This is a genomic window from Paenibacillus sp. BC26, from assembly GCF_900116125.1.
GTDB lineage: Bacteria > Bacillota > Bacilli > Paenibacillales > Paenibacillaceae > Paenibacillus_Z > Paenibacillus_Z lignilyticus.
The window spans coordinates 830,131-856,820 of the sequence record NZ_FPAD01000002.1; the positions used below are offsets into that span (position 1 = coordinate 830,131).

Consider the following 26,690-nt stretch of genomic DNA (forward strand, 5'->3'; position numbering starts at 1 on the left):
TTACGGACTCTCAGCTGCCGGGACGGGAGATTCAGGGTTGGTTTAGATGCTGAGAGTTCCATTTCGCGACTCTCAGCTGCTGGGACGGGAGATTCTGGGTTAGTTTGGATGCTGAGAGCTCTATTTCGCGATTCTCAGCTTCTGGGACGGGAGATTCTGGGTTAGTTTGGACGCTGAGAGTTCCATTTGGCGACTCTCAGCTGCTGGGACGGGAGATTCAGGGCTGGTTTGGACGCTGAGAGTTCCATTTAGCGACTCTCAGCTGCCGGGACGGGAGATTCAGGGTTGGTTTTGATGCTGAGAGTTCCATTTCGCGACTCTCAGCTGCTGGGACGGGAGATTCAGGGTTGGTTTTGATGCTGAGAGTTCCATTTCGCGACTCTCAGCTGCTGGGACGGGAGATTCAGAGTTAGTTTGGACGCTGAGAGTTCCATTTCAAGACTCTCGGCTGCCGGGGCGGGAGATTCAGGGTTAGTTTGGACGCTGAGAGTTCCATTTCGCGACTCTCGGCTACCGGGATGGGAAAGCTGGGGTTGGTTTGAACGCTGAGTGTTCAGTTTCCGTACTCTCAGCTGCCGGACACAAACAAAAAAGAGGCCGATGATTGCTCATCAGCCTCTTTCCTATGTCCTAGTTCATCTATATCCTACAGATTGCTAAGTGTTTCAGTCAGCACAGGAACGATTTGCGATTTGCGGGAAACTACGCCCTTCAGAACCGCTTTGTTGTCGTCAAGCTTCACGTTGTACGCTTGCTCAACTGCTGCCGCTTGTTTACCAAGAGCCAGCGCAACGGAATCGTTGTTCAAGATGTCAGTAACGACGAATACGAACAGATCAAGACCTTTGTCAGCGATGATCGTGTTCAGCGCCGCTTCCACTTCTGCTTGGCGGGAAAGAACATCGTTTACGTCAACCGCGTTAACTTGCGCGATTTCCACTTTGTAGCTGCCCATGGAGAATTCTTTCGCATCAAGCGAAATCAACTGCGCGATTGTTTTGTCGCTGAGATCAGCGCCGGCTTTGAGCATTTCAAGGCCGTACGTTTCAGGCGTTACGCCTGCGATTGCTGCCAGCTCGCGAGCGGCTGCAACGTCTTCCGGCGTGCAAGTCGGCGATTTGAACAGCAAGGAATCGGAGATGATTGCCGAAAGCATCAAACCTGCAATGTTGCTTTCAATCGCGATGCCGTTTTCTTTGTACATTTTGTTAAGGATGGTCGCCGTGCAGCCTACAGGCTCGCAGCGGTAGTAGAGCGGGTGTGCAGTCTCGAAATTAGCGATACGGTGGTGGTCGATAACTTCAAGGACGCGCACTTTATCGATGTCGCTAGCGCTTTGCTGACGCTCATTGTGGTCAACAAGAATAACGTTGCTTGTTTCGTTCGAAACGGTCTCAACCAAACGAGGCGCAGCCGCTTTAAATTGATTCAGCGCGTATTGCGTTTCGCCGTTCACTTCGCCAAGACGAACCGCTTCAAATTCTTGGCCAAGCTTTGTTTTCAAGTCTGCATAAGCAATTGCCGAACAGATTGTGTCCGTGTCCGGGTTTTTGTGTCCGAAAATCAATGTTTTTGACATCTTCATACTCCTTATTCGCTGTTTATTGGGTGCTGGCGACCATAAGAACGCCGGTAAGAATAAATCCCTAATCGGTATTATACCGTTTATTGCCGTGAATTCCTATTCCATTACAGGCAAATTCATAAACAGTTCTATATTTCGTCAAAAAGTTCAGGTGCTTTGTCCGCCCGAAGACGCTTATCCACCAATTCGAAGAGCGCATCGCAGAACAAATCCGTCTCGTTCTCCCGCAGTGTTCCCAGAACCGGAATGGTCACGATGAACTCGCCCCATTGCTGCTTGAAATAAGCTTTGCGAATGGCATTCGCTCCATCCCGTTTCATCGGATTGTACGTCCACCGCAGATACGACGGCTTTCCTTCGCGATCGTACACGAGCTTCTGAATCTCGGCATGCGTAGTCGATTTATCCCCTGCATAAATCACCATATAGTAGTTGTCGTTCCGATGCCAATCGATAAACAGCACATATAACGCGCCGCCGATCGTTCGGGCAATATGATACGCATTCACAAGCGGTTTGCCGTTCGACCATTGATGGAAATTCGATAGCGGCAATCCGTCCGTACTGACGCGCGTGACGTCGTAAGCGCCGACCGGCCCAATGCTTGATCGCTCGATCCATTCCGCGAGTACGGCTGATTCCTGTTTCTCCACCTCTATCATCTCCTTTTGCATGCAGCATTCCTCACAATCGCGATATAATGAGGATAACCTATCATTGGCTAGTCCGAAAGGATGGAATTGGAGCTTGATGAATTCGTTCGAAATTGTCGGCACGCCAAGCGAATTTGCGCGGAGCCATCTGTTCTTTGGATTAATTGGCGGATATGATGCCCCACGGAAGGACTTCCTCTACACGCGCGACTATTATCCGGCTTATGAAATTCTGTTTATTACGAAAGGCAAAGGCGCTTTCAAGCATGCCAACCAGTGGATCGAAATTGTTGAAGGCGACTGCGTTGTGCATGACATGCGGCTCCCTCATGCATATAAGACGGAAGCGAAGGATGCTTTCGAAATGTACTATTTGGTATTCGACAGCATCGATATGGAACACTTCTGGCCGAAGCTGTTCGGCGAACCTTCCTATTCCATCGTGCAAAATCTTCCGGCCGTAAATGAAATCCACAGTCTGCTGGAACAGATCGCGGAGCTTATGAGAGAGCAGCATCCGGCCTATGAGATGCCTCTGTCCGCACATATCTATCAGCTGCTGATGGAGATTTTCCGGAAGCAGCGTGACTTAGGCGGCTCTTGGCTGACAAGCCAAGGCACCGAACCGGAGCCGCTGCAGCGTGCGCGGGCGTACATGGATGCGAACTATCTGGAGGTCGAGGAAGTCTCGCAGCTGGCACAAATCGCCAACCTCAGCCTGTATCATTTTATCCGTCAATTTAAGAAGCAATACGGCGTCACGCCGAAGGAATACGTGCTGCTCAAGAAGGTACATCACGCGAAGCGCTTGCTCATCAGTACATCGCTCTCGATCGGAGAGGTTAGCGTGCAAAGCGGATTTGCCAGCTATAACGCCTTTCTGCATGCTTTTCTGAAAGTGCAGCATGATTCGCCGCGGGATTTCCGCCGAAGCCTGCGCCGTCTCTAATAACGCCGGCCTCTCTTCTTACAAACAGCAATTTATTGAGTGTATTCGGCAATTCGCTAGCTTCAATCACTTCCTCCTTTATCGTAAACTAAAGTCAAATAAAGCGTTTACTAACTAGGAGGGTCTAAGAATGAGCCTATACGGATTAACGAGCGAACAGCAATTGATGTGGGAACGTGACGGTTTTCTGGTGATTGAGGATTTTCTGAGCAGCCAAGAGGTGGATTCCATTAACGAAGACATGGATCAAGCCTTCCATGAATTCGAAGTCAACAATCGCGTCAACCCGGCTACCGGCCAACTGAACCATGTGAAGCAGATTTGCGGCATTATTGAGTATGGCGAGACCTTCGCCGGGCTTATGGAGCATAAGCGCATGATGAATATTTTGCGGGATATGATCGGCAATCAGTTCGTCATGATCGATAACGATGCCCTACTCAAACCACCCGGCAAAATCTCGCACACCAACTGGCATCGTGACACGACTACGCGGATCTTCTTTGGTGACAAGCAAGCCCCTTTCATGGTTAAGGTGTTCTACTTCCTCTCGGATGTGCCGTACGACGGCGGTTGCCTCGCATTCTTGCCGGGCAGCACTCATATGAAGGATGAAGATTTGCCAAAAGTAGAGAAGCAAGAGGAGTTGCCCGGCCATGTCAGAATGAACGTGAAGGCCGGTACGGCTGTCATCTTCAATGGCTATACGTACCACTCGGCGCTGAACAACTTCTCTGATGTCACTCGCCGCTCACTCATTTATAACTACGCCCAATCCTGCCTTCGCACATGGCCGGGTTACGAGCCTTCCGAAGAGCTCAAAGCCGGTGCAACCTCGAATATGCGCAAAATGCTGCTCGGCGTAACGCCGTGGATGACCGATGCGAAAGCCTTCGAAGAAGAAGATGCCGCAGCGTCAGGCAGCAAAATGATGATGGGTTAACAAGCAAGGGTGCCGGGCTGCCGGTACCCTTTTATTTTGGACTTACACATTCCACTAAGCGACTAAGTTTCCATTATCACGAACGATTCTGCTATAATTTTGAATTGGACAATCACCGACGAAACACCTGCACACATTCAACTATTAAAGGAGCGAATCCCATGTTTGAGCATATCGTTATTTTCAAAATGAACGCCACCGTCACGCCCGAGAAAGAACAAGAGCTGGTAAGCAGCCTGCTTGCGTTCAAAGGCGCTATCCCGGGCATCGTTGAACTCACTGCGGGACAAAACATCACGGAAGAAACGGGCAATATCCACGGTTACTCCCTTGGACTTCGCGTGACCTTCGAGAATCGCGATGCGTTGCGCGCTTACGGCCCGCATCCTGTTCACCAAGCGTTCGTGAAATCGCTCGATGGTCTGCTTGAAAGTGTAGTCGTCGTCGACTATCACATCTAATATCAATTTCAGATATATATCTGATAATGTCAGCCATTGTCGCCGCCTCTCCTTCGCAGTAAGCTTGAGCTAATCAATGCGAGAGGATGAGAGCGATGAACAAAGTAGTCCCACGCCTAACAACGCCGATTACACAAGCCCAAATAGATCAATTTAATGAAGAGGGCTTCTTGCTGATTAAGAACGGCTGCTCAGCCGACCTAATCGATGCCTTTAACGGACATATTTATGATTTGCGCGACGAGAAGCCGATGCCGGAGTGGGCCGCATGCGAGGAGAGCAAGAAATATTCCATCCGCTTGTTTAACCCGCACCTGCATGACGGATTCGCGCGTCAAATGATGAAGCTGCCGATCGTCCGCGGAACGCTTGCTCAGCTCATGGGCCGTGAAGCCGTGTGCGTGCAGAGCATGTTTTTCTACAAAGAGCCGGGCTCTCCGGGTCAAGCGGCGCATCAGGATTTCTACTACATTAAGAACGATCCGATGACGATGATCGCCGCATGGATCGCGATGGAGGAGAGCGTTGACGAAGAGAACGGCTGTCTCTGGGTCATTCCGAAGTCTCACCGTCTTGGCCTCCTGCCGCATGGCGCCGTTAAGAATCTTGACGAGCATGAACCATGGACGGATGAAACGGAAGGCATTGATTTGAAGCAGCAGGTACCGGTCATTATGGAGAAGGGCGATATCCTGTTCTTCCATGAGCTGCTCATTCATTCCTCCACTCGCAATCGGAGCACAGACCGCTGGCGCCGTTCTTATGTATGCCACTATATCCGCGAGGATGCGACGACTTCACGCAGCGATCTGCAGAAGAAGTTTCCGCTCTATTAAGACGAGAAAGCCCGGCTGTGGATGCCGGGCTTTTTCTATTTTCCAGCAAAACACAGGTTAATTCTCTCTTTAGATGCTGATATGCTGGAATGGTGGTCTATACATAAACAGGGATGGAGGACATTCATGAGAAAGAAAACCATACTGGCGGCCATAAGCTTTATGCTTTTGTCAGGAGCCGTGCAAGCGACGACCTTCGCAGGACAAACTCATGCAAGCGCTGTCACCTATTCGATTGGTGCTTCGAGCGGCGTTGTGACGACTTTGCAGACGGATTTGAAGAAGCTCGGCTATTTCAACTATCCGACTGCAACCGGTTATTATGGCACCGTTACTCGCGATGCTGTCATCGCCTTTCAAAGCAGCTATGGACTAATCGCGGACGGCATTACCGGTCCGTTAACGCTTGATGCCGTTAGTCGTGCGATCTTGAAGCAAAAGCTTATCGCAGATACGTCCTCTTACCTCGGCATTCCTTATGCGTGGGGTGGAACGAGTCCGGCAAGCGGCTTCGACTGCTCCGGTTTTATCTATTATATGTTCACGAAATTCGGTGTTTCGCAGACGCGGACTACCTCCTCGAACCTATTCAGCCAAGGCTACGCCGTGAACAAATCGATGCTGCAGCCGGGAGATCTTGTTTTCTTCCATAATAGTCCATCAACGAGCGTGGTGGATCATGTCGGCTTCTACATGGGAGGCGGTTCGTTTATTTCGGCATTGTCCTCGAAGGGAATCTACGTTCAGCAGTTGGACAACTCCTACTGGGGGCCGCGCTACGCAGGTGCAAGACGAGTTTATTAGAGTGATAGAGACAGCCTGGCGGCCGCGCCGGGCTGTTCTTTTTTTGGGCTGTGTCATGTTCCTGTTTTGCAATTCGGGAGCTATAATGAAAGGAAGGAGGATCGATTGGTATGAGCTCTGGACTCCCTTACGACAAAATCACTTCCGCCTACGCCGGCACCATCGTCTATCCGCCGAAAGGCACTTATGGTCCGCGCGTGCAGCAAGACGTACAGCTTGTGCTGCTTCATACCGGCGAGCTCGATCTAACGATCGACGACACTCGGCATCATATCAAAGCCGGACAAGTCGTTTTGCTGAAACCGCAGCAGCACGAATATTTTGCTTTTGCCCAGTCGCAAGAGTCTTGGCATCGCTGGGTTACCTTATCCGTTTCTGCCCTTACGGAAGCCGAGCTCCATTATTTGGACAGCCTGCCTTTTAGCATGCCAATTCCGGAGGCACTCAATTCGGTGACCGATATGCTGCTTTCGTTGCAAAATGATTATTTAAAGCAGGACGAGCTCATGCTAAGTTTGGGCTATTCCGCCTTCCAATTGTTCACCGCCAGAATCGCGCAAACCAAGCAGCGGCAAGAGCAGCATCCCAGCATCGTAGCAGCATTAACCTATATTCAGCAGCACTACGCCGAGGAACTCTCTCTATCTGATCTGGCCGGTGCCGCAGGTGTTTCTCCGGAGCATCTGGTCCGACTGTTTCACGTTCATCAACACCTGACACCGATCCGCTATCTATGGCAATACCGCGTGCTCAAGGCAACCGAATTGCTCTCTCAATCCGGCCTTTCCATCGGCGAAATTGCGTCAAGATGCGGGTTCAAGACTGCTTTTCATCTCTCGCGGCTCGTGAAGGAGCAGACGGGCAGCAACCCTTCGGACATCCGCAAAGCCGCGTGGGGAACGACGAATTAACTTGGAGGACATGCGATGCGATTTATCGATAACGGCAACAACAATGATCCCTCGTGGAATCTTGCACTGGAAGAATACGCGCTTCGTAACCTGGGAGGCGACGGAGAAGATTATCTTCTCTTCTACATCAATGAACCTTCCATTATTATCGGCAAAAATCAAAACACCGCCGAAGAGGTAAACGGTGCTTACGTGGAGGAGCATGGCATTCATGTCGTGCGTCGTTTATCCGGCGGCGGCGCGGTCTATCATGATCTCGGCAATCTCAATTTCAGCTTTATCACTTCGGATGACGGTCGATCCTTCCATAATTTCCGCAAGTTTACCGAGCCTGTCGTAGAGGCGCTTCGCAAGCTTGGCGTTGAAGCAGAATTGAGCGGGCGTAATGATCTGCAAGTTGGGGAGCGCAAAATCTCCGGCAACGCACAATTCGCTTCCAAAGGCCGGATGTTCAGCCATGGCACGCTGCTGTTCAACTCCGAGGTCGATTCCATCGTGTCGGCGCTGAACGTCAACCCGGCCAAGTTCGAATCCAAAGCGACAAAATCCGTTCGCAGCCGTGTTGCGAATATTACGGAATTTCTGAATGAGCCGCTTACAATGGAGCAATTCCGCCGGTTCCTGCTGGCGTCCATCTTCGGCAGCAGCACCGAAATTCCGGAGTACAAGCTGACCGATGCGGATCTCGCCGCCGTGCAGCAGCTTGCGGTAGAACGCTACCGCAGCTGGGATTGGAACTACGGACGGTCGCCGGCATTCAATGTACGGCAGGTCAAACGGTTAACTGCCGGCACCTTCGACGTTCGGCTCAACGTGCAGGAAGGCGTTATTACCGAAGCTTCCGTCTTCGGCGATTTCTTCGGAACTGCGGAAGTGTCCCTCGTAACCGATCGGCTCGCCGGGGTGAAATACAATCCGCAAGCCGTCGCTGAAGCACTCGCGGACGTCGATCTGACGCAATACTTCGGTCCGGTTGACCGAGAAGAATGGCTTGCCCTGTTGTTCTGATTGTACTGACTGATTGGTTGGCTTACTGGCTCAAGTAATTCGAATCGAATGGGAGTGGAGAATCGCATGAACAAGGCCGATAATGTCACTTCTCTTAAAGCGCTGCAAGCATGGAAATCCATCCCGCAGCAGCTGCGGGACAAGCTCGTCCGCAACGTCTTCTGCGGGAATTGCAGCGGCGCCGTCGAAATCGTCGACTACAGCATCCGCGAGGAGAAACGGGCGCTGCTGCTAACCGGCAAATGCCGCACCTGCGCCAGCCCCGTCGCCCGCGTCGTCGAGAACGACTGACGTGAGGCGTGGCAGCCGGAAGCGATGGCGGCTTGTCCGCTGCTGTCGGCGGATCCGGGATTTTGAACGTGCTGAGAGTCGGGTTTTCCGACTCTCAGCTTTTTTTATTGGCCATTTGGCTGCTGAGAGTCGCATTTTGCGACTCTCAGCTCTCGCCAAGGGCGAATCCGGGCCTTTGAACGTGCTGAGAGTCGGGTTTTCCGACTCTCAGCTTTTTTTATTGGCCATTTGGGCGCTGAGAGTCGCATTTTGCGACTCTCAGCTCTCGCCAAGAGCAGATCCAGGCCTTTGAACGTGCTGAGAGTCGGGTTTTCCGACTCTCAGCTTTTTTATTGGCCATTTGGCCTCTGAGAGTCGCATTTTGCGACTCTCAGCTTCACTGTTTTGCCCACCAGCAAATCGCCGAAATCCAACTAATCTCGCCTTTTCTGGGAATTATAAGCGGATATGCCGCTTACTGCTCCAAAACACGGTCGAATAGCTGCACTTAAGCGGCTATACCGCTCTCGTTGTAGATCAACCGCCGAAACCCAACTAGTCTCGCTCTTTCCGGGAGCTGTAAGCGGATATTCCGCTCACACAACGGAGCACTCCCTCTTAACTGGAGTTGAGGTTCACCACGAGTGCTACAACGCCGAGATTCACATTTTTTCGGCCAATGGTAGCTCACCGAGGGATCTACTTTAGCGGAACTCACAGATCTTCCAGCCATGTAGCTCACCCAGTGATCTACTTGCGCGGAATTTTTGCACCCACTACTCGCCTGCAAAAGGCGTACCCAAATTTTTCTTGTTGTTAACTCAAATTTGAGTATAATAAAATGAGTAGTATTCAAATTTGAGTAGGTTACGCTCAACAAGGAAAGGATGAACGCAGTGGACTCCAAAAGAAGCAATGTTAAACTCGTAATTGCAGGCCTGCTCCTCGGACTGTTTATGGCTGCACTCGATCAAACGATCGTGTCGACGGCAATGACTACGATTATCGAGAAGATTGGAGGCTTCGATAAATTTATCTGGGTGTACTCCGCCTACATGATCGCGATGGTCGTGTCGACCCCGATCTTCGGTAAGTTATCGGATATGTACGGACGCAAGCGTTTCTTCCTAGCCGGTTTGATCCTGTTCATGGTTGGTTCCATCCTTTGCGGAACCGCGCAAAACATGGAGCAGCTCATCATCTACCGCGCGATTCAAGGAATCGGCGGCGGCGCGCTCATGCCAATCGTCTTCACGATTATTTTCGATCTGTTCCCAGCCGAGAAACGCGGCAAAATGATGGGTCTGTTCGGCGCCGTATTCGGCGTATCCAGCGTCTTCGGACCGGTAATGGGCGGTCTGATCACCGACAATCTCAGCTGGCGCTGGATTTTCTACATCAATGTACCGATCGGTATTCTGGCGGTGCTGTTCATCGCGCAGGCTTATCATGAACAATCTAACCCGCGCAAACAAATCATCGACTGGTTAGGTGCAATCTCGTTAACCGGCTTTGTACTTACGCTTATGTTCGGACTGGAGCTTGGCGGCTCGGACGGCTGGGCATGGGATTCGGCGAAAACCATTTCGCTCTTCGTTGCTGCCGGCGTATTGCTGATCGCCTTCTTGTTCATCGAACGGTCTGCCAAAGATCCGATCATCAAACTATCCTTATTCAAAAATAAAGTCGTCACCAGCAGCATGGCCATCAGCGTGCTCTACGGCGGCATTATGATCGCGGCTGCAACCTACATCCCGCTGTTCATTCAAGGTGTATTCCACAAAACAGCGACTGAAACGAGCAGCGTACTTACACCGATGATGCTTGGCGTCGTGCTCAGCAGCCAAGTCGGCGGCCGCGTGGTCAGCAAACTCAGATACCGTGACGTCATGGTCGTATCTGCGCTGACCCTACTCGTTGGCACTTTGCTTCTAGGTTATGTAATGGATCAAGAAACATCCAGACTCGTGATTACATTGTTTATGATCGTCGTCGGTCTTGGCATTGGGGTTTCCTTCTCCTTGCTCAACATATCGACATTGAACGCCGTTCCGCCGCAGTATAAAGGTTCGGCTTCGTCCTTGATTACGTTCTTCCGGACAATCGGCTCCGCGCTTGGGATTACCGTATTCGGCGCGATGCAGAAATCAGCGTTCCAGTCCGGCGTAAAAGAGATTCCGAATATTAATCCGGAAGTCGCTTCCCAAATTAAAGGCGGTCAAGCGCTGCTTAACCCGGATATTCAAGCCAAATTGGGATTGCCTGCCGATCTCATTTCACAGCTGATCAGCAAGCTCGGCGACTCCATCATCTTTATTTTCCAATGGACGATTATCCTGCCGGTACTTGCGCTCATCTTCGCGATCTTGATGGGACGCGCAAGGCTGGAAGTGTCCAAAGCCGGCGGCGGAACGCATGGCGCACCCGGCAAACCAAGCGCTGAAGGACAACAAGGTCCTCAAAGCGATGGCAAACCGGCGCCTTCGTTCCACGGAGGATAACCTCCATGTCAATGAGGCTCTTAATCTTAGGGCTGCTCATGGAATATGAACGCCACCCCTACGAAATTCGCCAGACGATTAAAGACCGCAACTGGAATGAATGCTTCAAGCTTCGCGACGGATCGCTGTATTATGCGGTAGACCAGCTTCGCGAGGATGGACTGATCGAGGCGGCTGAGGTCGTCTCGGTACCTGGGGAGAATCGACCGGATAAGACGATCTATCGCATTACGGATTCCGGACGAGCGGCATTCCAAGAGCTGCTTAACGCACAGTTCAAACAAATTTCTTATCCGCAGCATCCGCTGTTTCTTGCGATGGCGTTCGTCCGGCACGGCGATCCGAAGAAGGTAGAAGCGAATATCGTCAAACAGCTGGAAGCCTGCCAATCGCGAATCGAGCGCATGCATGCGGTACTCCAGCTCAAAGGAAACTTCTTGCCTCGCGGCTCCTCGCTGATGATTCAAGGCTTCATTCAATTCAGCGAAACGGAGAAGCAGTGGCTGACTATATTGCTGGAGGAAGCACGCTCCGGCAGTCTCTTCGAAGGACATAAGCTGACGCCCGAACAGTGGGAAGCTTTCATCAAGTATAAGCAGTTGCCAACGTCGGAATAGGAACAACAAACAAGCCGCTAAGCAGCGTGAGAGTAGAACGATATCCGTTCCCTCACATTGCCGAGCGGCTTTTTGCATATAGCAAACGCTAGCTAAGTCGCAGCAGACTGCCCTTCTGCGAGCAAATATACAGCTCCCCGTCCGCATCAACGCCAAACGAAGTAATTAAATGATCGGATTCGAGCAGCACTTTATTTTCAACGCTGCCATCTTCGCTCTGCCTTAACGCCCAGATCGTGCCCATCGCATAATCCGCATAGACATACCAACCGATCAGCTCCGGCAGCGCCTTGCCCCGATACACGAATCCGCCTGTAATGGACACGCCTTGATCGCGGCCATACGTGAAGATGGGTTCAATCAGTCCCTCCTTCTTACAGCCTTCCTTAGGCTTGAAACAGAGATTTCCCTCCATAACGTTCCACCCATAGTTGCCCCCGTTCTCGATGAGATTAATCTCCTCGAGCCGATCCTGCCCGACATCCGCTGCCCACAGTTTACCTGTAACGGTATCGAAGCTGAAGCGCCATGGATTACGCAGCCCGAACGCATAGATTTCCGGTGCTCCACCACCGCCTGCAAAAGGATTATCCGCCGGAATACTGTAATGTTTGCCGTTAACGCCTGTATTCACATCGATACGCAGCACCTTGCCGAGCAAGCTTTGCTTATTCTGACCGTTGCCATGCGGATCGCCGCCGCTCCCTCCGTCTCCTGCCGCAATATATAAGTAACCGTCCGGTCCAAAAGCAAGCTGTCCGCCTTTATGATTCGAGAAAGGCTGTTCATACGTCAGAAGCTTCACCTCGCTCGCCGGATCGAGTATCTCCGGATGCTCCGGATCCTTCATCACGAAACGGGCGATGACCGTATGGGTCTTCGTCGTATAATTCACGTACGCGACACCGGGCTTCTTCGGATGAAAAGCTAACCCGAGCAGCCCTTGCTCATTACCGTCGCTGTACACACGATCCCGGATATCAAGCACAACCTGCGGCTCGGTCGAGGGGTTCCCAAGATCCAGCATGACCACTTGTCCCGGCTGCTCGATCACGAATCCTTTATTCCGCAGCGCGGTGGTTACCCCGTACTCGCTCACCATCCCAACCGGATTATCCAGCGTCCCTTCCGGCACAACAGCCTCTAATGCTACGGCCTTTCCTACATCAGATGAAGCTTGCCCGCTTTCATTGGAAGGCAATACCGCCGACTCTTCATTTCCTTTACAAGCAGTGAGCAGCAAACAAAGTCCGAGCAGCCACACAGCTGCCGAAATTCCTCTCGGCCATGTCCTCATCCTCTTTCTCATCCTCCTCTGCTTTCTTCTCATTCGATCATCTCATAGCGGGAAACCTCAATTCAAGCCGAAGGCAACCACAACCGGCTCACCGCAAACAAAAAAATGGCCAAGCAAGGTCGCCCCAGCTCAGCCATTCTTCTTATTTCTTCACGATGTCCGCTACAGCTTTATCAAACTTGCCAAGCAGCTCGTCGGATTTGATGCGTTTGCCCATGTATTCCTGCATCGCAGCACCGAATTGTTGCGTGATGCCGTCAGGGAAGCGATCCCACTGCCAGCCCTTCACTTGATCCGGGTGTTCTTGGGAGAACGTTGCGAAGTCTGCCGCGATTTTGCCGATTGCAGCCGGATCAGCCGGAATCGAAGTGATCGACGGGATGAATTTGAAATCCGTTGCTACGAATTTCTTGCCTGTTTCCGAAGTAGCCATCCAGTTCAGGAATGCTTTGGCTTCGTCCGGATGAGCGGATTTATTGTTAACAACCCAGTTGCTTGGTACGCCTGTGAATACATTCGGAGCGCCTTCCAGCGGTACCGGCATCATGCCAAGGTTCAATTCCGGATTCACTTCATCCACCATGCCTTGGATCCAGTTGCCATGTTGAATCATGGCGTATTTACCGGCAGCAAACTCCGCTACTTGCGTGTTGTAGTCCGTTGTCAGCGCAGCCTTTTGGCCATTAGCGAACATGATGTCTACTAGGCGAACCCATTGTTTCGTAAGTGCATCGTCTTTGAATGTTTTCGTGCCTGCTTTGATTTCATCGATGAATGCAGCAGGATCAGCCTGCGTTGCGTTCGCGATATTAAACGTATGAATACCGAGCGACCACCACTCGTTCGTCAATGCGAAAGGAATAATGCCTGCTTCTTGAAGCTTCTTGCAAGCTGCTTCCAGCTCATCAAGTGTTTGCGGAAGCGTTGTGATGCCTGCTTTTGCAAACAGATCTTTATTGTACGTCAAGCCGTATGCTTCAAGCGTCATCGGCATGCCTAGCAATTTGCCATCGCGCGAAATTTGCGCTCGGGAAGCTTCTACCAGATCCTTCGCCCAAGGCTCGTTGGAGAGATCAACCGCACGATCTACATAAGGATCGAAGCCGGCCCAGCCGCTGGATGTAATGATTTCCGGCTCTTCGCCTGCTGCAAGCTCAGCCTTCAGCAATGCGCTGTAATCTTCGCCGCCGCCGTGCGTTTCGATTTCAACCTTCACGCCGGTTTCTGCTTCATAGGCTTCCGCCATCTTGGCAAGCGCGGCAGCAATTTCAACTTTGAATTGGAATACTTTAATCGTTACCGGTTCTTTCGGCGCGTTTGTTGTCTCTGTAGTCGCCGAATTGTTCGCTGCAGCGGTATTGTTTGCTTTCGCGTTTGCGTTCTCCCCGTCTGTGCTGTTGCCCCCGTTATTATTGTTGCTGGAACATCCGCTTGCGATCAGTGCAGTGGCAAGCGTAAGTGCGAATATCGATCTTTTTTTCATGATTGGCCTCCCAAATGGTATTGGTTACATTTCCAATTATAGAGTGCATATTTCCGCTAATACACCGAATAAATTGAACTAGATAGTGTAATATTTTGATTAAATTTGTTAAATATCAATAAATTACCCCTTAACGGATCCTGCCGTAATGCCTTGAATGATATGTTTTTGTAGAAAAAGGAAAAATGCAATGATCGGCAATGTACTAAGTGTCAGCGACGCCATCGCCAGATCCCATTTGCGCAAATACTGTCCGAAGAATTTCTGCACCGCCAGCGGGATCGTGGTGAAATTGTCGTTGATGACAAGCACCGGCAGCAGATAGTCGTTCCAAATCCACAGCACGTTCAGAATGATGACCGTAACGGCAATCGGCTTGAGCAGCGGGAATACGATGCGCCAGAACACGCCATAGGGCGAACAGCCATCCACAACAGCCGCCTCTTCAATCTCGAGCGGTACCGATTTGATAAAGCCGTGGAACAGAAACATCGAAAGCGAGATACCGAAGCCAATATAGCAAATGACGATTCCGTATACATGCCCCCGCAGTTCAAACATCGACGTGATGCGCATCAGCGGCAGCATAACCGATTGGAACGGAATAATCATCGCCGCCACATAGACGGTAAACAGAAACTTATTGAAGGTGGTCGGTTTTCTCACTAAACGGTAAGCGCTCATGCTCGCAACAACCACCAAGCAGCCTACGCTCAGTACCGTAATAACCAGGGAGTGCATGAACACGACCGGAAAATCAATTGCGATCCATGCTCTCTTGAAATTACCAAACCCCCAGCTTGTCGGCAGCTCTGCTGCGTTTAGGAGGATAGCGCCAAGCTTCTTGAACGAGTTTATCACCAGAAAATAGAACGGTGTCAGAAAAAGCAGCGCCAGTAGCACGCATAATAGCTCGAATACGAAAAGGAGTGGCGTATATCGTTGTTTGTCTTCCATCGTTACGCTTCCACCTCTTTCTTCTTGGTGAACCAAACCTGTGTGACCGTGATCAGCGCGACGGCGAAGAAGAAGATCATCGCTTTGGCCGTACCCAGTCCATATCGATTATTCGTCAACGCCTCGCGATAGATGTTGAGTGCGATCGACTCTGATGCATAGCCCGGTCCCCCGGCCGTTAAGGACAAATTCAGATCGAACATCCGGAATGCATTCGATGTCGTGAGGAACAGACAAATCGTAATCGCCGGCATTATGAGCGGAATGGTGATCGAGCGAAAAATCTGCCATGGGCTGGCGCCGTCAATACGGGCTGCTTCCGTCAAATCCTTCGGGATCCCAATAATCGCCGCGATGTAGATGATCATCATGTAGCCGGCTGTCTGCCATACGAACACGTTCACAATTCCCCAGAATGCCGTAGTCGGCGTACCGAGCCAAGGCAGACTGAAGAACTCCAGCCCCGTCGCTTCCCCGACGGCTGCAAATCCGCGAACATAGATAAAGTACCATATGTAGCCAAGCAGCAAGCCGCCGATTACATTCGGCAGGAAGAAAATGGTGCGAAGCACATTTCGGCTCTTCAGATTACGCGTAAGCAGCATCGCCAACAGCAGCCCCATCACATTAGTCAGGATAACCGCTGCAATCGTAAATCTTGCCGTGAACCAGAAAGCGGTCCAGAACCGTTCATCATCCGTGAAGATGCGATGAATATTCTGAAAGCCGACCCATTTCGCATGGTTCAGATCCAGCCCGTCCCACTCCGTAAACGTATAATAGAAACCCATAAAGAACGGCACCGCGACGATAAGCAGGAAAATCAGTAGTCCCGGTCCGACAAATACGGTTTGCTGCAGCCATTCATGCCATTTGATTTTGCGATTCACGCTCTGCACACAGATGTCCCCTTTCTTAACCCTCGTACCTCAGTATAGCGGCACTCCATAACCGCAATCGACAGACGATCGTGAACTTCATGGTGGAATATATTGACCAACTCACAATTGATAGCGTATGTTTATACCAAAATCCACGCCATCGATTCGGGAGGCGCATCCTTGACCACAACCTTGTTCAAAAACACGACAATCCGCAAAAAGATGATGATCCTCTTCTTAATCGCCACCATACTTCCGATCGCAGCTTCCATCGCAATCTCGTATCATCAGACGAAGTCTTCGATTACGAAAGAGGCCATCTCGAAGAATAACCGGCTGCTCGCGCTCGGCGGCACGAATATCATCAACTATATGAACAATATCAACCAGAAGTCGCTTGCCGTCTACAATTCGATGAATGTCCCCCGCTCGCTCTACTATATTTTGGAGCACAATATGGAGAACGAAGTGTTCCCCAACCAAATCAGCGATGTCATCCAGAACCGTAATTTGCTTAAGGATCATCTCTATAATATCTATCAGAGCGTGCAGGAATTTTATAAAATCAGACTCTATGTAGCGGGCCAGAATACAAGCTATCTACTATGGAATGACGACATCAAAGTAGGCAAACATCAGAACGGTTCCATAACGATGGCCTCCAAAACCAATATCGAACCGACGCATTTGAGTCACAATTACGGGTTATCGATTAAGTCTCCCGTGAAGGAAGAACAAGTCTTTACTCTTCATCGTCCGATCTTCTTGGCTCCGAGCGATGTGCAGCTGGCCGAGCTTACGATTGATGTGAAGACCTCCGTGCTGAATGATTTGAACCGTCAGCTCTATGATGCCGGTCATGAGAATTTCTATTTAGTTGACGCCGACGGCGGTGTATTGATCTCCTCCGATGATGCCCAAATTGGCAAGCGGCTGGACAGCGAATGGTTTCATACTGTACGGAACGCTTCGACGACAAAGGGGCATTTTGACTGGGATGGGAATGCGTTCTCCGGCATGATTTTCTACCAACAGGTGAAGACCAACTACATGAATTGGTATCTGATCAAGCAAACGCCGAACAGCCATCTATACGCGACCGCTAATGAAACCGCTTTAATTAATACTTGGGTTGGCGCAGCTTTCCTGGCTATTGCGGTCATCGCCCTGCTGCTCATCTCATATCGCTTCACGAAGCCGCTACTGGCGCTGATCGGTTACGTCAATAAGATCGATTCCGGTAATTTGAACGTCCAAATCGATATCCAGAGCAATGACGAAATCGGGCTGTTAGCCAAGCGATTCCGGTCCATGATGCAGACGATTAACAATTTGATTTTGAAGGAGTATCGGCTCGAGCTCGCAAACAAAACCATTCAGCTTAAAGCGCTGCAAGCACAAGTGAATCCGCACTTCCTCTATAATGCGCTGCAATCCGTTGGGACCGTAGCGCTGCAGCATGGCAACATGAAAGTATATCAGCTTGTGACGTCACTTGGGAAGATGATGCGCTATCAAATGGACATGGCAGATGTTGGGGTGGAGCTGAGCCGGGAGCTCGATTACGTGCAGGCCTACCTAGATTTGCAAAAAGAGCGCTTCGACAGCTCGCTCGACATTATCTTGATGATCGATGAGCGTACGCGCAGCATAAGGCTGCCGAAGATGATTTTGCAGCCGCTCGTGGAGAACTTCTTCAAGCATGGTTTCTTGCCGTCGGAGCAGCCGGCGAAGCTGGTTATTGCCAGTTCGCTTGGCGATGACGGGGCACTCACGATCGTCGTATCGGACAACGGGAAAGGGATATCTGCTGCACGTATGACGGAGCTTAACCGGCTACTAATGCAGGATCATGAGGTGGAAAATGAGGAGGAAGAAGGGCTGGCTATCGGGCTGCGGAACATCCTGTTCCGACTGCGGCTCTACTTTAAACAGGATGCGGCGCTCAGTATTCAGCATTTGCACCCGCACGGATTTTCGGTAACGCTTCACATTCCACATGCATTGGAGGACCCATCCTTATGAAAGCACTCATTGTAGATGATGAACGGCATGTTCGCGAGGCGATCCGCCTGCTTGTGCCTTGGCAGCAATTCGGCATCGAAACGGTGCTGGAGGCTGACGATGGCACGACCGGAATGGCGATGATTCAGGCAGAGCGGCCTGCGTTAGTATTTACGGATATGATGATGCCTGTCATGGGCGGCGACAAGCTGATGGAGTGGATGGCGGAGCATGCGCCGGAGAGCAAAATCATCGTCATCAGCGGGCATGATACGTTTGATTTTGTCCGCACGGCCGTGAAATTCGGGGGCATGGACTATATCTTGAAGCCCATCGACGCGGAGCAGCTGACTAGCGCGGTGGAACGGGCGGTCAGCAGCTGGCGCAGCGAGGATGCGAGCCGCTCCCGTGCGCGCGGGCAAGATATCGAGCTGAATCAGCTCAAGCCGCTCTATACGGAGCAACTGTTAGCGGCCCTGATGAAGGGAACGGGTTCCGCGCAAGAATTTGCGCTGGCGATGAAGCCGTTTGGCATGAGGTATGGAGCGGCGGCTGATGGTGGGACTGACGCGGTTGGCAGTGGGATCGGGTCTGCCGGAGGCGGGACTGGCGCTGCGAATTCGGCTGCTTCTGAGACGATGATTCGGACAGCCGTTGTGGAGCTAAGCTCCACTCCGCCTGCCGTAGCGGATAAATTCGGCTCCTCCGGCCGGGATCTCTTCGCCTATGCGGTCGCCAACATCGTGAACGAGATGTTGCGCGATCGCGGCGCGGGTCACGCCTTCCGTCACCATGCCGGCGCTGAGCAGGAGATCGTTCTGCTCTTCTGGGACAGCTGTGTTGATGTTCCCGGGTTACTGGTCGAGTGCAACGATGCTTTGTTTGTCGCACTGAAAGCGCGCCTGGCCATAGGCGTTGGTTTGCCGGTTGCTTTCCCATCCGGCCTTACCGCATCGTATCGGCAAGCGCGTACCGCATTGATGCAGCGGAATCTGCTGCAGACGGGTAAATGCATTCACTGCTTTGATGCCGGATCGGCTGTGTCCGCTGAATCGGCGCTGTTCTTCAGCCCTTACGAGGAGCGAGTGCGCTATGCCGTGCAAAGCGGCAGTCCAGATAACATCCGCCGCGCGCTGCAGCTGTGGTTCGATGCCCTCGATCAGAGAACCCGGCTTACCCCGGAGAACCTGCTGCTCTGGCAGCGGGAATTCCAGCTCGCCGCCGCGATCTGGGAGGGCGGCCGCAATGTCGTCGAGGCGGACATTCCCTATTCGAGAGAAGGCAGCAGCTCCCTACCTGTAGATGCGGGCGGCGCCTTTCAGTACGCAGCGTGGAAGGAAGCCTTCGTCCGCGAAGCATGCGTGATCGGAGCCAGGCTGAACGCGGTCAGCGAGCGCGGCAGCACCATTCGCGACATTGCCGCTCATATTGAGAAGTTCGCTCATGAGGACTTGACGCTGCAGAGCATCTCGGACAAATTTCATCTCAGTCGCGAATACATCTCCCGCAAGTTCAAGCAGGAGCTGAACCAGAATGTCTCGGACTTCATCACCGCGTGCCGCATCAATCGGGCAAAGATCCTGCTAGCCAGCGCCCATCTGAAAATCACCCAAGTCGCCGAAATGTCGGGCTTCCAGGATGAGAAGTATTTCAGCAAGGTGTTCAAGAAGCTAATGGACTGCACGCCAAGCGAGTTCCGCAAGCGGCAGTATGGGATGGAGTAGGTGACTCGCCAAAAACCAAACTAAGAAGCGCATGAAGGATCTCTACGTGCGCTTCTTTCGCTGAAAACCCAGCAATCACGCGCATGTAGATTCCTACGTGCGCTTCACCACAAAGAACCCAAAAAGAAGGCTGCCGATCACTGATCGGCAGCCTTCTTATATTTCGAATAAACTCTAACGGTTGCCAGCGTGGCTATTTCATGCAAATAGCTACTTTTAAAATTCTAACGGTTGTGAGCAACGTTATTCGCCGCAAATGGGTGATTTTGATCGCAAAATGCCCAAATAAGCGCTATGGCAACCGTTAGAAAATTAAAACAGGCTTTTAAGGCTAAATAGCCTCTGTCACAACCGTTACAGGCGGAAGATAACGTTTACCGCCGAGCCCGGCAGGCAGCCTTCCCTATTATCGCACCAGTTCCGGTTGATGCTCCTTCAGCCACCCGCGCAGCGGCACATCCTCGTCCGTCGGACTGTAGTAGCCGTTGCAATTGACGCCCGCGCCGAGCAGCTGACGGCGAATCGGGTCGGCGCTCTCCCACAGGTGCTGCACGGTCATATCGTCCTTCGTGCGAATCCAACGATAGCCGTAGCCGTAGAACAGCACCTTGCGCGTGTAGTCCGACCAGTTCGGCGAACCGGCATGCCAGGTGCGGCGATCGAAGAATACCGCCGACCCCGGCTTCACGCATACCGGGATCGCTCCTTCCGGCTGGCCTTGCCGATCAGCCGGCATTTCCAGATTGTCCTTCAGGTGGCTGCCCGGCACCACCCAGAAGTTGCCGCGGTCCGGCTCGGACACATCGGAGAGGAAATACGCGACCTTCAGCGATAAACGCGGACGCGGATGCGACTCCATCTCCATGTTGACGCGCCCGCTGTCCTGATGCCAGCCGAACGTCGCATCGCTCTTCGCTTTCCCGGACGGCGGAGTCGCAATCATATGCGCATGGTACAAATAGATGTTCCAGCCGAGAATATCCCAGACCTTCGGCAGCACTTTATCATAATCCACCAGATCAAGAAACGACCTGTGATCCGGAATGAAGTTTGGATAAAACAATGCCGTCTTCGGATCATGCCCGCCGCTCAGCTTGTCTTCATAGATACGGTCAAATTCCGTAGTCAGCTCAGCAACCTGCTCCGGCGAGAGCGCATTCTCCACAATCAGATAACCCAATTCGTTAAACTGTTTCCGTTCTTCTTCGGTCAACGCATACTGCAAGCATGATGGATCCACGCGTAATCCCCTCCGTATGATTGGTAATGAACCTGATTCAATCATAGATGGTTTGCCGGCTGCTTTCGAGTAACGATCTAGCTTTCTTTTGGACGATTCAACGATTATGATGACAGCGTTACCACAACTGCCGCTATCAACCCATTCATCCTGTCCTGCCCTTCATAAATGCCGTAGGCGAACAGCCTGTCACTTTCTTGAACACCCGGTTAAAATAAGCCTGATCGCAAAACCCCGTCTCCTCCGCGATTTCGCTGATCGACATCATTTTATCGATCATCAGCTCCTTTGCCTTCACGATCCGCACATGATGCAAATAATCGATCGGCGACAATCCCGTGACCGACTTGAACAAATGCGAGACATGATTCGGCGTTCTCCCCGTCAATTCGGCCAGATCATCCAGCGAAACCGAATCCTTATAATGATCGAGCAGATAGGTTTTGATATCCTCCGTCATCTCGATTTTCTTGGCCGGAAGCTTCCAATTATCCCGCTCATAATTAATAATGCTAAGCAGCTCCAGCAGAATCGCGTAACAAGTCGGCTCTGAATATGGTCCTCTCATGAGCCAATGATGCTTCAATAACATGAACCGCTGTTTAAAATATTCAAACCCGCTGATCGTCGTTTTGCAGTAACGATTCTCCGCCAGAAGCGGCAGCAGCATGCGATCATTATCATCCAACGTAAAATGCGTCGCATATCGCTGATGCTCTTCACTCGAAATCCCCCCGCGCACCGTACCGGCAGGCATGAAGAGAACATCCCCTTTTTGCAGCAAGACGGACTCCTCATTGACGTAGTAGATGATTTTGCCCTTCGTCACGACGAGCAGGATATGAAACTGCGTAGCGCTTTTGCCCATCTCCCATTTCCCGTGAAAATCCTTCGCATAACAGCTATGAAGCTTGATCAACGCCGATGACCTCCCGCAATCCGTTATTGCGCTAAACTCCAGATTTCAATGAAATTGCCATCCGGATCATAAAACGAGAACGATTTGCCTTGATAATCGAAGAGCTGGCCGACTTTAATGCCTCGCTCCACAAATGTATGATAAGCAGCCTCCGCGTCGTCCACCATAAACCCATACGAGGACTGAAGCGCGCCATCCGGATAAACGAAATGCGAATGTAGATAATGCTCATTTTGCTGGAATAAGATGCGAATCCCCGAATCATTCACCAGTTCGACGTAGAATGGATCTTCTTTCACTACTTGAAATCCCAGATGTTCACTGTACCATTCAACAGACTGAGTGAAATTGCTTACCGGAACGGTCAGGTACGTGCTCTTTAATTGAATCGGCATATATTATAGTCGCTCCTTCTCTTCCCGATTTGAACAGTCTAAGCAAACCAACTTCCCGTCGTCCAAAATCAAACCTTGCAGAAATCCATCCTTGCAGAAGATGTCCTTCTTGCACTGCTCACATTGCCCAACCAGCTCCTGCACCTCGTGACCTCCTCCAATCCTTCAGCCTCCATCCCTCGCTTAACCGGATGAACTATAGTAAAATGATGACTTAGCTACACTAAACGAGTATGAGGTGCCCGACATGTCCATTAATTTCACCAAAGCAATTGTCGATCGTTTGCAACGCGAAATTGCTGAAATAGAGAGCAAAATTCCGCAAGAGAAAGCCAAGACGGATAAGGCGCAAGCGAAAATCAAGCAGCTGCAGCGCGACATGAAGCTAAGTCAATCCGCCAGTGATTTAAGCAGCAAGATGTCACGGCTGAATAAGCTAAATGAAGATATTAAGACAAGCACCCGCAAGCAAGCCGATCTGGCTAAAGAGCTGGTCGCGAAAAAAGCTTCGCTTAAGCAGCATCAATCCAAGGGCTAACCTTGTCCTAGTTATTTCCATCTGTACCTTGATTATTAAGTTAGCGCCGATGGGAAGTCAACCAAAATAAAAAGCAGCCCGCCCGGGCTGCTTTTGTTATTTCCAAAGCTCTAATTGCTGCTGCATCGTTTCCTTCGTTATTCGCCTTTTTTGCAAAATCGCGCTCGGCACCATGTTGTTGTACTTCATGATTTTCTTGTTGATTTCAGAGAGCTCCGTTTCGATACTGCCACTGCCGCTGCCGCTACTGCCACCGTCTGATGAAAGTATCAGCTTCTGCAGCTGATCCCGGATTTCGTGCTGCAGCATGAGCCAAGCAGGCAAGAAATTGGCTTCTTTCAGAAAGCTGTTCGTAATATCGCCGGAAGGAACTTCGATTGGCTTCCCTTTGCCCGGCAGATGATCGAACGCGCCTTTTCGCTCCTGCTCCTTGTACATTTCGCCGATCCAATCCTGCGTGGACAGACCGGAATTCCAGAATTGCCTCGATTCGACCGCGGATTCCGGACGCTCCGTTTCCGTTTCCGCAGCAGATTCCACCTTAGATTCGGACTTCGCGTTCGGCTTTTCGTCTGCTTGAGGAGTATCGACTGATAGGGATTGTTTTTTGCTCTTTCTGAACCAAAAACCCATCTCCTGCTCACCACCTAAAATAGACTAGTAAACAAAAAACACTTCCTACTACTAGTTTACAAATAACGGCGTGAACATGTACCTTGCACCTTTGTAGAATCCTTGAACAGTACGGAATTTCCGCGCACAAGGTGAAACGGCTGACGCCGTCCTTTGATGGCGTAGCGCGGTTCATTCCGGAGATTTCCAAGCTCATTTATAGATGTGAAACTTATACATTCTTAGAAATTAGAGAAGGGAAGCGGCCAACCTTCAGAGGTCGGTGCTTCCCTTCTTTTTATTGATTATAAACCTCAAACTCATAGATGGATGGCGTATTGGTCGCGGAGTTGATCAGCAGCCTGACGCTCGTACCCGTTACCGGCGCGAAGGTCACCGTCTTGCTCGCGCCAATCGTCGTTCCCGTGGCGCTATCCACCCAAGCCGAGCCATTCCAGCAGGAGATCTTGAAACTCGCAATCCGCGTATCGAACTCTTTCAGCACCACCGTATTAAACGTCGTACTGCTGCCAAAATCAATCTGCAGCCACTCCCCCGCACTCGTTCCGGAAGCCGAATTCCATCTCGTGCCCGCTGAATCGCCATCGTTGGCTTTGGCCGGCGTATAGTTCGCATCCCACTGGCTTGAGCCCCAAATCGTCTTGTTCAGCCCTAAGTTCACCGGCGTTAAGCTCACATTGTCAAAGGCAATCCAATTCCCTCCGTTCGCGACGGAATAGAAGCCGATCTGTACGCTGCCATTGCTGACCGGAACGCTCGGTATCGTGACAGTTGTGTAGGTGGAGGTCGTCGGAATGTTCACAGACAGCTCTGCCCCTCCGTAATTCTTCGCAACCATTCTCGCTTGGCTCTGACCGCCGCTTGATCTTACATTCGCTTTGAGCGTGTACGTCCCGTTCGGCAAGCTAATATCTTGGCTGGTGTACACATTGTAAGCTGTCGCTTTCCAGTGTACCGCCTCGTAGGAACCTCCGCTCATTCCGCCTGCTTGCGTGTAATCCGCATCGATATTAGTCCCTTTATAGTCGCCGCCCCACGTAATCCAGCCCGGGATGTTCTGGCCGGCAACGGTCTCAAAGTTCGGATTTTGCACGAGGTTGCTTGTACCGCCGGTTGTTTGGACGGCAAATGTCGAGACCGAATTGGCGGGCAGGCTGGTCGTGAACGTTTTGCCTGACAACGCAATGGTCGACAGTGTGGCGCGGTTCTCCGTCGATGAGGTTCGGTAAGCTTGAACGGAGCCCGTCACGGTGCCGAATTTATTCAAATCGAACGTGTAACTCGCGGCCGAGGCTGTGTCATTGTAGACGATAATGGATATTTTGCCGGTAGCCGGATCGAGCGCCGTAATCGTCTTGGCATCGTTATTGGCAAGGATTGTGTACCCCCGACGAATGAAATTACTGTACTGCCGCATCACATGAAACTTCTTCGTAATCCAATAATTCTGAGTCCCGTCTGAGGCAAAATGGATCAAGCCCCAATTGCCGTTCCCCGCAAGCGACTCCGCTTCGGATTCAAGCGCCTGCCAGTACACCCATTCTTGCGGCGCGAGGTCTTTCAGATCGGTCGTAATGGCGGAAGCCAAGCCGAGATAGGCTGACACCGAACTATGATCATGCGTCCCCGAGGAGGTGGTCACCTCGGACATTTGCAGCCTGCGGCCGTTGCCGGCAGCCTTCTGATATAAACCTTGGCGATCCCCGCCGCTATACGTGTGCGTGTTGAACTGCGTGATCGCACCTGCTGCCGCCGCATCAAGGCTGTCCAATGAGCTGTGAGACATCGCGATGCTCGTTTCGTCCAGACCGCTGATCGTTGTGCCTGTTAACGACTTCGTCTGAAGCGCCGAATTTGTCGCATTAATAAGGGCAATCTGCTTGGCGCCTGCCGAAACCTTCATTCCCTCTTGTTTGCCGCCTGCCGCCCAGTAATTAGAGTTTGCCTCATTCATCGGATTCAACGTCCGAAACGTAATCCCCCAGCTGTCGCGAAAATGCTTGACCACCTCGGTCAAATAATCCGCGAATTGTGCCTCGTACCCGTTCAGCAAATTATCCTGGCTCGGATCGGTGTTGCCGGTCGATTGCCCGCTCTTCGTCATCCAATACGGCGCCGAATAGGAGATGGCATCCGCCTTGAAATCGGCTGCCGGCACTCTGGACTTCGCCGCTTGCAGCCACCAGCGCTGGTTCGCATCCGCTGTCCAGTCATAGGCGGAAGCCGAAGTCGCCTTATACCCCGGCACCGCAGCACCGACTCGCATGGAGCTTACATAAGCAGGGTCATTGCCGCCGCCGATGTTATAGCGGGCAATGTTGAACATCGTGCTCGGATTGGCATCCGTGTTCGTCGTGCTGTAGAGCAAATCTGCCAGCGTATCCTTGCTGGTCCAATTGCCGGTGTAATTCGCCGACCACGCAAGCGAGGTGCCCCACCCGCCAAATGGCAGCGACCGGATACCCGGATCGACGATCACCGTCGTTGCCGCTGAGGCGGGCTCCACCGCTATTACGCTCACTGCGAGCGCCGTCAGCAGCGCTATGCTCACGCTCTTTTTTACCTGTCGAATCATTACCAATTCCTCCTTTAGTTAAAATCATCAGTCGGACAATGTCCTCCTTTAGATCACATATATGAAAACCCTTTCATAAATAGATGCAGGTTCTGTCAATAGACAGCAGATCGAGCAATGATTATAATGGAATGACGAAGGTGAAACGTTTCACCATTACGAACAGGAGGAAGTTAACACATGAGTACACTTGAAGGCTGGATTGAAGTTTGTGAAGTTGACGATATTGATGAGGAGGATGTCATCCGTTTCGATCACGAGGATCGGACGTTTGCCGTCTACCATTCCGATAAAGGGAAATTTTACGCGACCGACGGCTTTTGCACCCATGAGAAGGTTCACTTATCCGACGGTTTGGTAATGGGGCATACGATTGAGTGTCCGAAACATAACGGCAGATTCGACTATACGACGGGCCAAGGCAAGAAAGCGCCTATATGTGAAGACCTCAAAACCTATCCGGTTCAAGTGGAATCGGGTAAAATCTATATTAAAATCGACTAAAG

Annotated in this window: 25 protein-coding genes; 14 read left to right on the forward strand and 11 right to left on the reverse strand. The window is 51.4% G+C overall.

Translation table 11 applies throughout. The features are described 5' to 3' along the window. Positions 1–646: 646 nt before the first annotated feature. On the reverse strand, positions 647–1,579 hold the full coding sequence (locus tag BM412_RS19800) for a manganese-dependent inorganic pyrophosphatase (protein ID WP_091222178.1): 933 nt from the start codon (positions 1,577–1,579) through the stop codon (positions 647–649). Positions 1,580–1,713: 134 nt separating this feature from the next. Continuing rightward, positions 1,714–2,238: a hypothetical protein gene (locus BM412_RS19805; protein WP_143111664.1), complete on the reverse strand. Its 525-nt coding sequence runs from the start codon at positions 2,236–2,238 to the stop codon at positions 1,714–1,716. A 64-nt stretch (positions 2,239–2,302) separates the two neighbouring features. Here BM412_RS19805 and BM412_RS19810 point away from each other — a divergent pair, with 64 nt between their 5' ends. The 10 genes from BM412_RS19810 to BM412_RS19855 all read left to right on the forward strand — a co-directional run bounded on the left by BM412_RS19810 (position 2,303) and on the right by BM412_RS19855 (position 11,538). After that, entirely contained in the window at positions 2,303–3,187 is an 885-nt protein-coding gene (locus BM412_RS19810; RefSeq protein WP_218163164.1) for a helix-turn-helix domain-containing protein, read from the forward strand. A 130-nt stretch (positions 3,188–3,317) separates the two neighbouring features. Beyond that, entirely contained in the window at positions 3,318–4,130 is an 813-nt protein-coding gene (locus tag BM412_RS19815; protein WP_091222186.1) for a phytanoyl-CoA dioxygenase family protein, read from the forward strand. A gap of 161 nt (positions 4,131–4,291) precedes the next feature. After that, a complete protein-coding gene (locus BM412_RS19820; RefSeq protein WP_091222190.1) occupies positions 4,292–4,591 on the forward strand; it encodes a Dabb family protein in 300 nt (99 codons plus the stop codon). Between the two features lie 95 nt (positions 4,592–4,686). Beyond that, on the forward strand, positions 4,687–5,427 hold the full coding sequence (locus BM412_RS19825) for a phytanoyl-CoA dioxygenase family protein (protein WP_091222193.1): 741 nt from the start codon (positions 4,687–4,689) through the stop codon (positions 5,425–5,427). A 126-nt stretch (positions 5,428–5,553) separates the two neighbouring features. Continuing rightward, positions 5,554–6,231 carry a C40 family peptidase gene (locus tag BM412_RS19830; protein ID WP_177245947.1) on the forward strand — a complete coding sequence of 226 codons (678 nt, stop codon included), beginning with the start codon at positions 5,554–5,556 and terminating at the stop codon, positions 6,229–6,231. A gap of 110 nt (positions 6,232–6,341) precedes the next feature. Next, positions 6,342–7,142, forward strand: coding sequence for a helix-turn-helix domain-containing protein (locus tag BM412_RS19835; RefSeq protein WP_091222198.1), 801 nt, complete (start codon positions 6,342–6,344; stop codon positions 7,140–7,142). A 15-nt stretch (positions 7,143–7,157) separates the two neighbouring features. Next, on the forward strand, positions 7,158–8,150 hold the full coding sequence (locus BM412_RS19840) for a lipoate--protein ligase (RefSeq protein WP_091222201.1): 993 nt from the start codon (positions 7,158–7,160) through the stop codon (positions 8,148–8,150). Positions 8,151–8,198: 48 nt separating this feature from the next. Next, entirely contained in the window at positions 8,199–8,441 is a 243-nt protein-coding gene (locus tag BM412_RS19845; protein ID WP_256256465.1) for a hypothetical protein, read from the forward strand. 866 nt (positions 8,442–9,307) lie between these two features. Beyond that, positions 9,308–10,921, forward strand: a complete 1,614-nt coding sequence (locus BM412_RS19850) for an MDR family MFS transporter (RefSeq protein ID WP_371264838.1) — start codon at positions 9,308–9,310, stop codon at positions 10,919–10,921. Positions 10,922–10,926: 5 nt separating this feature from the next. Then, positions 10,927–11,538 (forward strand): PadR family transcriptional regulator, encoded by a 612-nt coding sequence (locus BM412_RS19855; protein WP_091222208.1) that lies wholly within the window; start codon positions 10,927–10,929, stop codon positions 11,536–11,538. A gap of 88 nt (positions 11,539–11,626) precedes the next feature. Here the strand turns inward: BM412_RS19855 and BM412_RS19860 are convergent, their stop codons facing one another. The 4 genes from BM412_RS19860 to BM412_RS19875 form a co-directional block, all read right to left on the reverse strand. Next, positions 11,627–12,835, reverse strand: a complete 1,209-nt coding sequence (locus BM412_RS19860; RefSeq protein ID WP_218163165.1) for a PQQ-dependent sugar dehydrogenase — start codon at positions 12,833–12,835, stop codon at positions 11,627–11,629. Between the two features lie 142 nt (positions 12,836–12,977). Continuing rightward, positions 12,978–14,318 (reverse strand): ABC transporter substrate-binding protein, encoded by a 1,341-nt coding sequence (locus BM412_RS19865; RefSeq protein ID WP_091222211.1) that lies wholly within the window; start codon positions 14,316–14,318, stop codon positions 12,978–12,980. Positions 14,319–14,441: 123 nt separating this feature from the next. Further along, positions 14,442–15,275, reverse strand: coding sequence for a carbohydrate ABC transporter permease (locus tag BM412_RS19870; protein WP_091222213.1), 834 nt, complete (start codon positions 15,273–15,275; stop codon positions 14,442–14,444). A 2-nt stretch (positions 15,276–15,277) separates the two neighbouring features. After that, positions 15,278–16,165 carry a carbohydrate ABC transporter permease gene (locus BM412_RS19875; RefSeq protein ID WP_091222973.1) on the reverse strand — a complete coding sequence of 296 codons (888 nt, stop codon included), beginning with the start codon at positions 16,163–16,165 and terminating at the stop codon, positions 15,278–15,280. 171 nt (positions 16,166–16,336) lie between these two features. Between BM412_RS19875 and BM412_RS19880 the strand changes: the two genes are divergently transcribed. Then, positions 16,337–18,181, forward strand: coding sequence for a sensor histidine kinase (locus BM412_RS19880; RefSeq protein ID WP_091222215.1), 1,845 nt, complete (start codon positions 16,337–16,339; stop codon positions 18,179–18,181). Further along, a complete protein-coding gene (locus BM412_RS19885; RefSeq protein ID WP_091222217.1) occupies positions 18,178–19,884 on the forward strand; it encodes a response regulator in 1,707 nt (568 codons plus the stop codon). Before BM412_RS19880 ends, BM412_RS19885 begins: the two co-directional genes overlap by 4 nt. Positions 19,885–20,290: 406 nt before the next feature. Here the strand turns inward: BM412_RS19885 and BM412_RS19890 are convergent, their stop codons facing one another. The 3 genes from BM412_RS19890 to BM412_RS19900 form a co-directional block, all read right to left on the reverse strand. After that, the gene (locus tag BM412_RS19890) at positions 20,291–21,124 is read right to left on the reverse strand and encodes a phytanoyl-CoA dioxygenase family protein (protein ID WP_091222220.1); all 834 of its coding nucleotides are present in this window, start codon (positions 21,122–21,124) and stop codon (positions 20,291–20,293) included. A gap of 145 nt (positions 21,125–21,269) precedes the next feature. Then, positions 21,270–22,043 carry a helix-turn-helix domain-containing protein gene (locus BM412_RS19895; protein ID WP_091222222.1) on the reverse strand — a complete coding sequence of 258 codons (774 nt, stop codon included), beginning with the start codon at positions 22,041–22,043 and terminating at the stop codon, positions 21,270–21,272. Positions 22,044–22,066: 23 nt separating this feature from the next. Continuing rightward, the gene (locus BM412_RS19900) at positions 22,067–22,438 is read right to left on the reverse strand and encodes a VOC family protein (protein WP_091222224.1); all 372 of its coding nucleotides are present in this window, start codon (positions 22,436–22,438) and stop codon (positions 22,067–22,069) included. Between the two features lie 247 nt (positions 22,439–22,685). Here BM412_RS19900 and BM412_RS19905 point away from each other — a divergent pair, with 247 nt between their 5' ends. Continuing rightward, a complete protein-coding gene (locus tag BM412_RS19905; RefSeq protein WP_091222227.1) occupies positions 22,686–22,976 on the forward strand; it encodes a hypothetical protein in 291 nt (96 codons plus the stop codon). Between the two features lie 96 nt (positions 22,977–23,072). On the opposite strand, the gene BM412_RS19910 is transcribed toward BM412_RS19905, so the two are convergent. Both BM412_RS19910 and BM412_RS19915 read right to left on the reverse strand, forming a co-directional pair. Beyond that, a complete protein-coding gene (locus BM412_RS19910; protein WP_091222230.1) occupies positions 23,073–23,609 on the reverse strand; it encodes a DnaJ family domain-containing protein in 537 nt (178 codons plus the stop codon). Positions 23,610–23,886: 277 nt separating this feature from the next. After that, on the reverse strand, positions 23,887–26,184 hold the full coding sequence (locus BM412_RS19915; protein ID WP_091222232.1) for a discoidin domain-containing protein: 2,298 nt from the start codon (positions 26,182–26,184) through the stop codon (positions 23,887–23,889). A gap of 180 nt (positions 26,185–26,364) precedes the next feature. On the opposite strand from BM412_RS19915, the gene BM412_RS19920 reads away from it, so the two are divergent. Beyond that, the gene (locus BM412_RS19920) at positions 26,365–26,688 is read left to right on the forward strand and encodes a MocE family 2Fe-2S type ferredoxin (RefSeq protein WP_091222235.1); all 324 of its coding nucleotides are present in this window, start codon (positions 26,365–26,367) and stop codon (positions 26,686–26,688) included. The last annotated feature ends 2 nt before the right edge of the window (positions 26,689–26,690 follow it).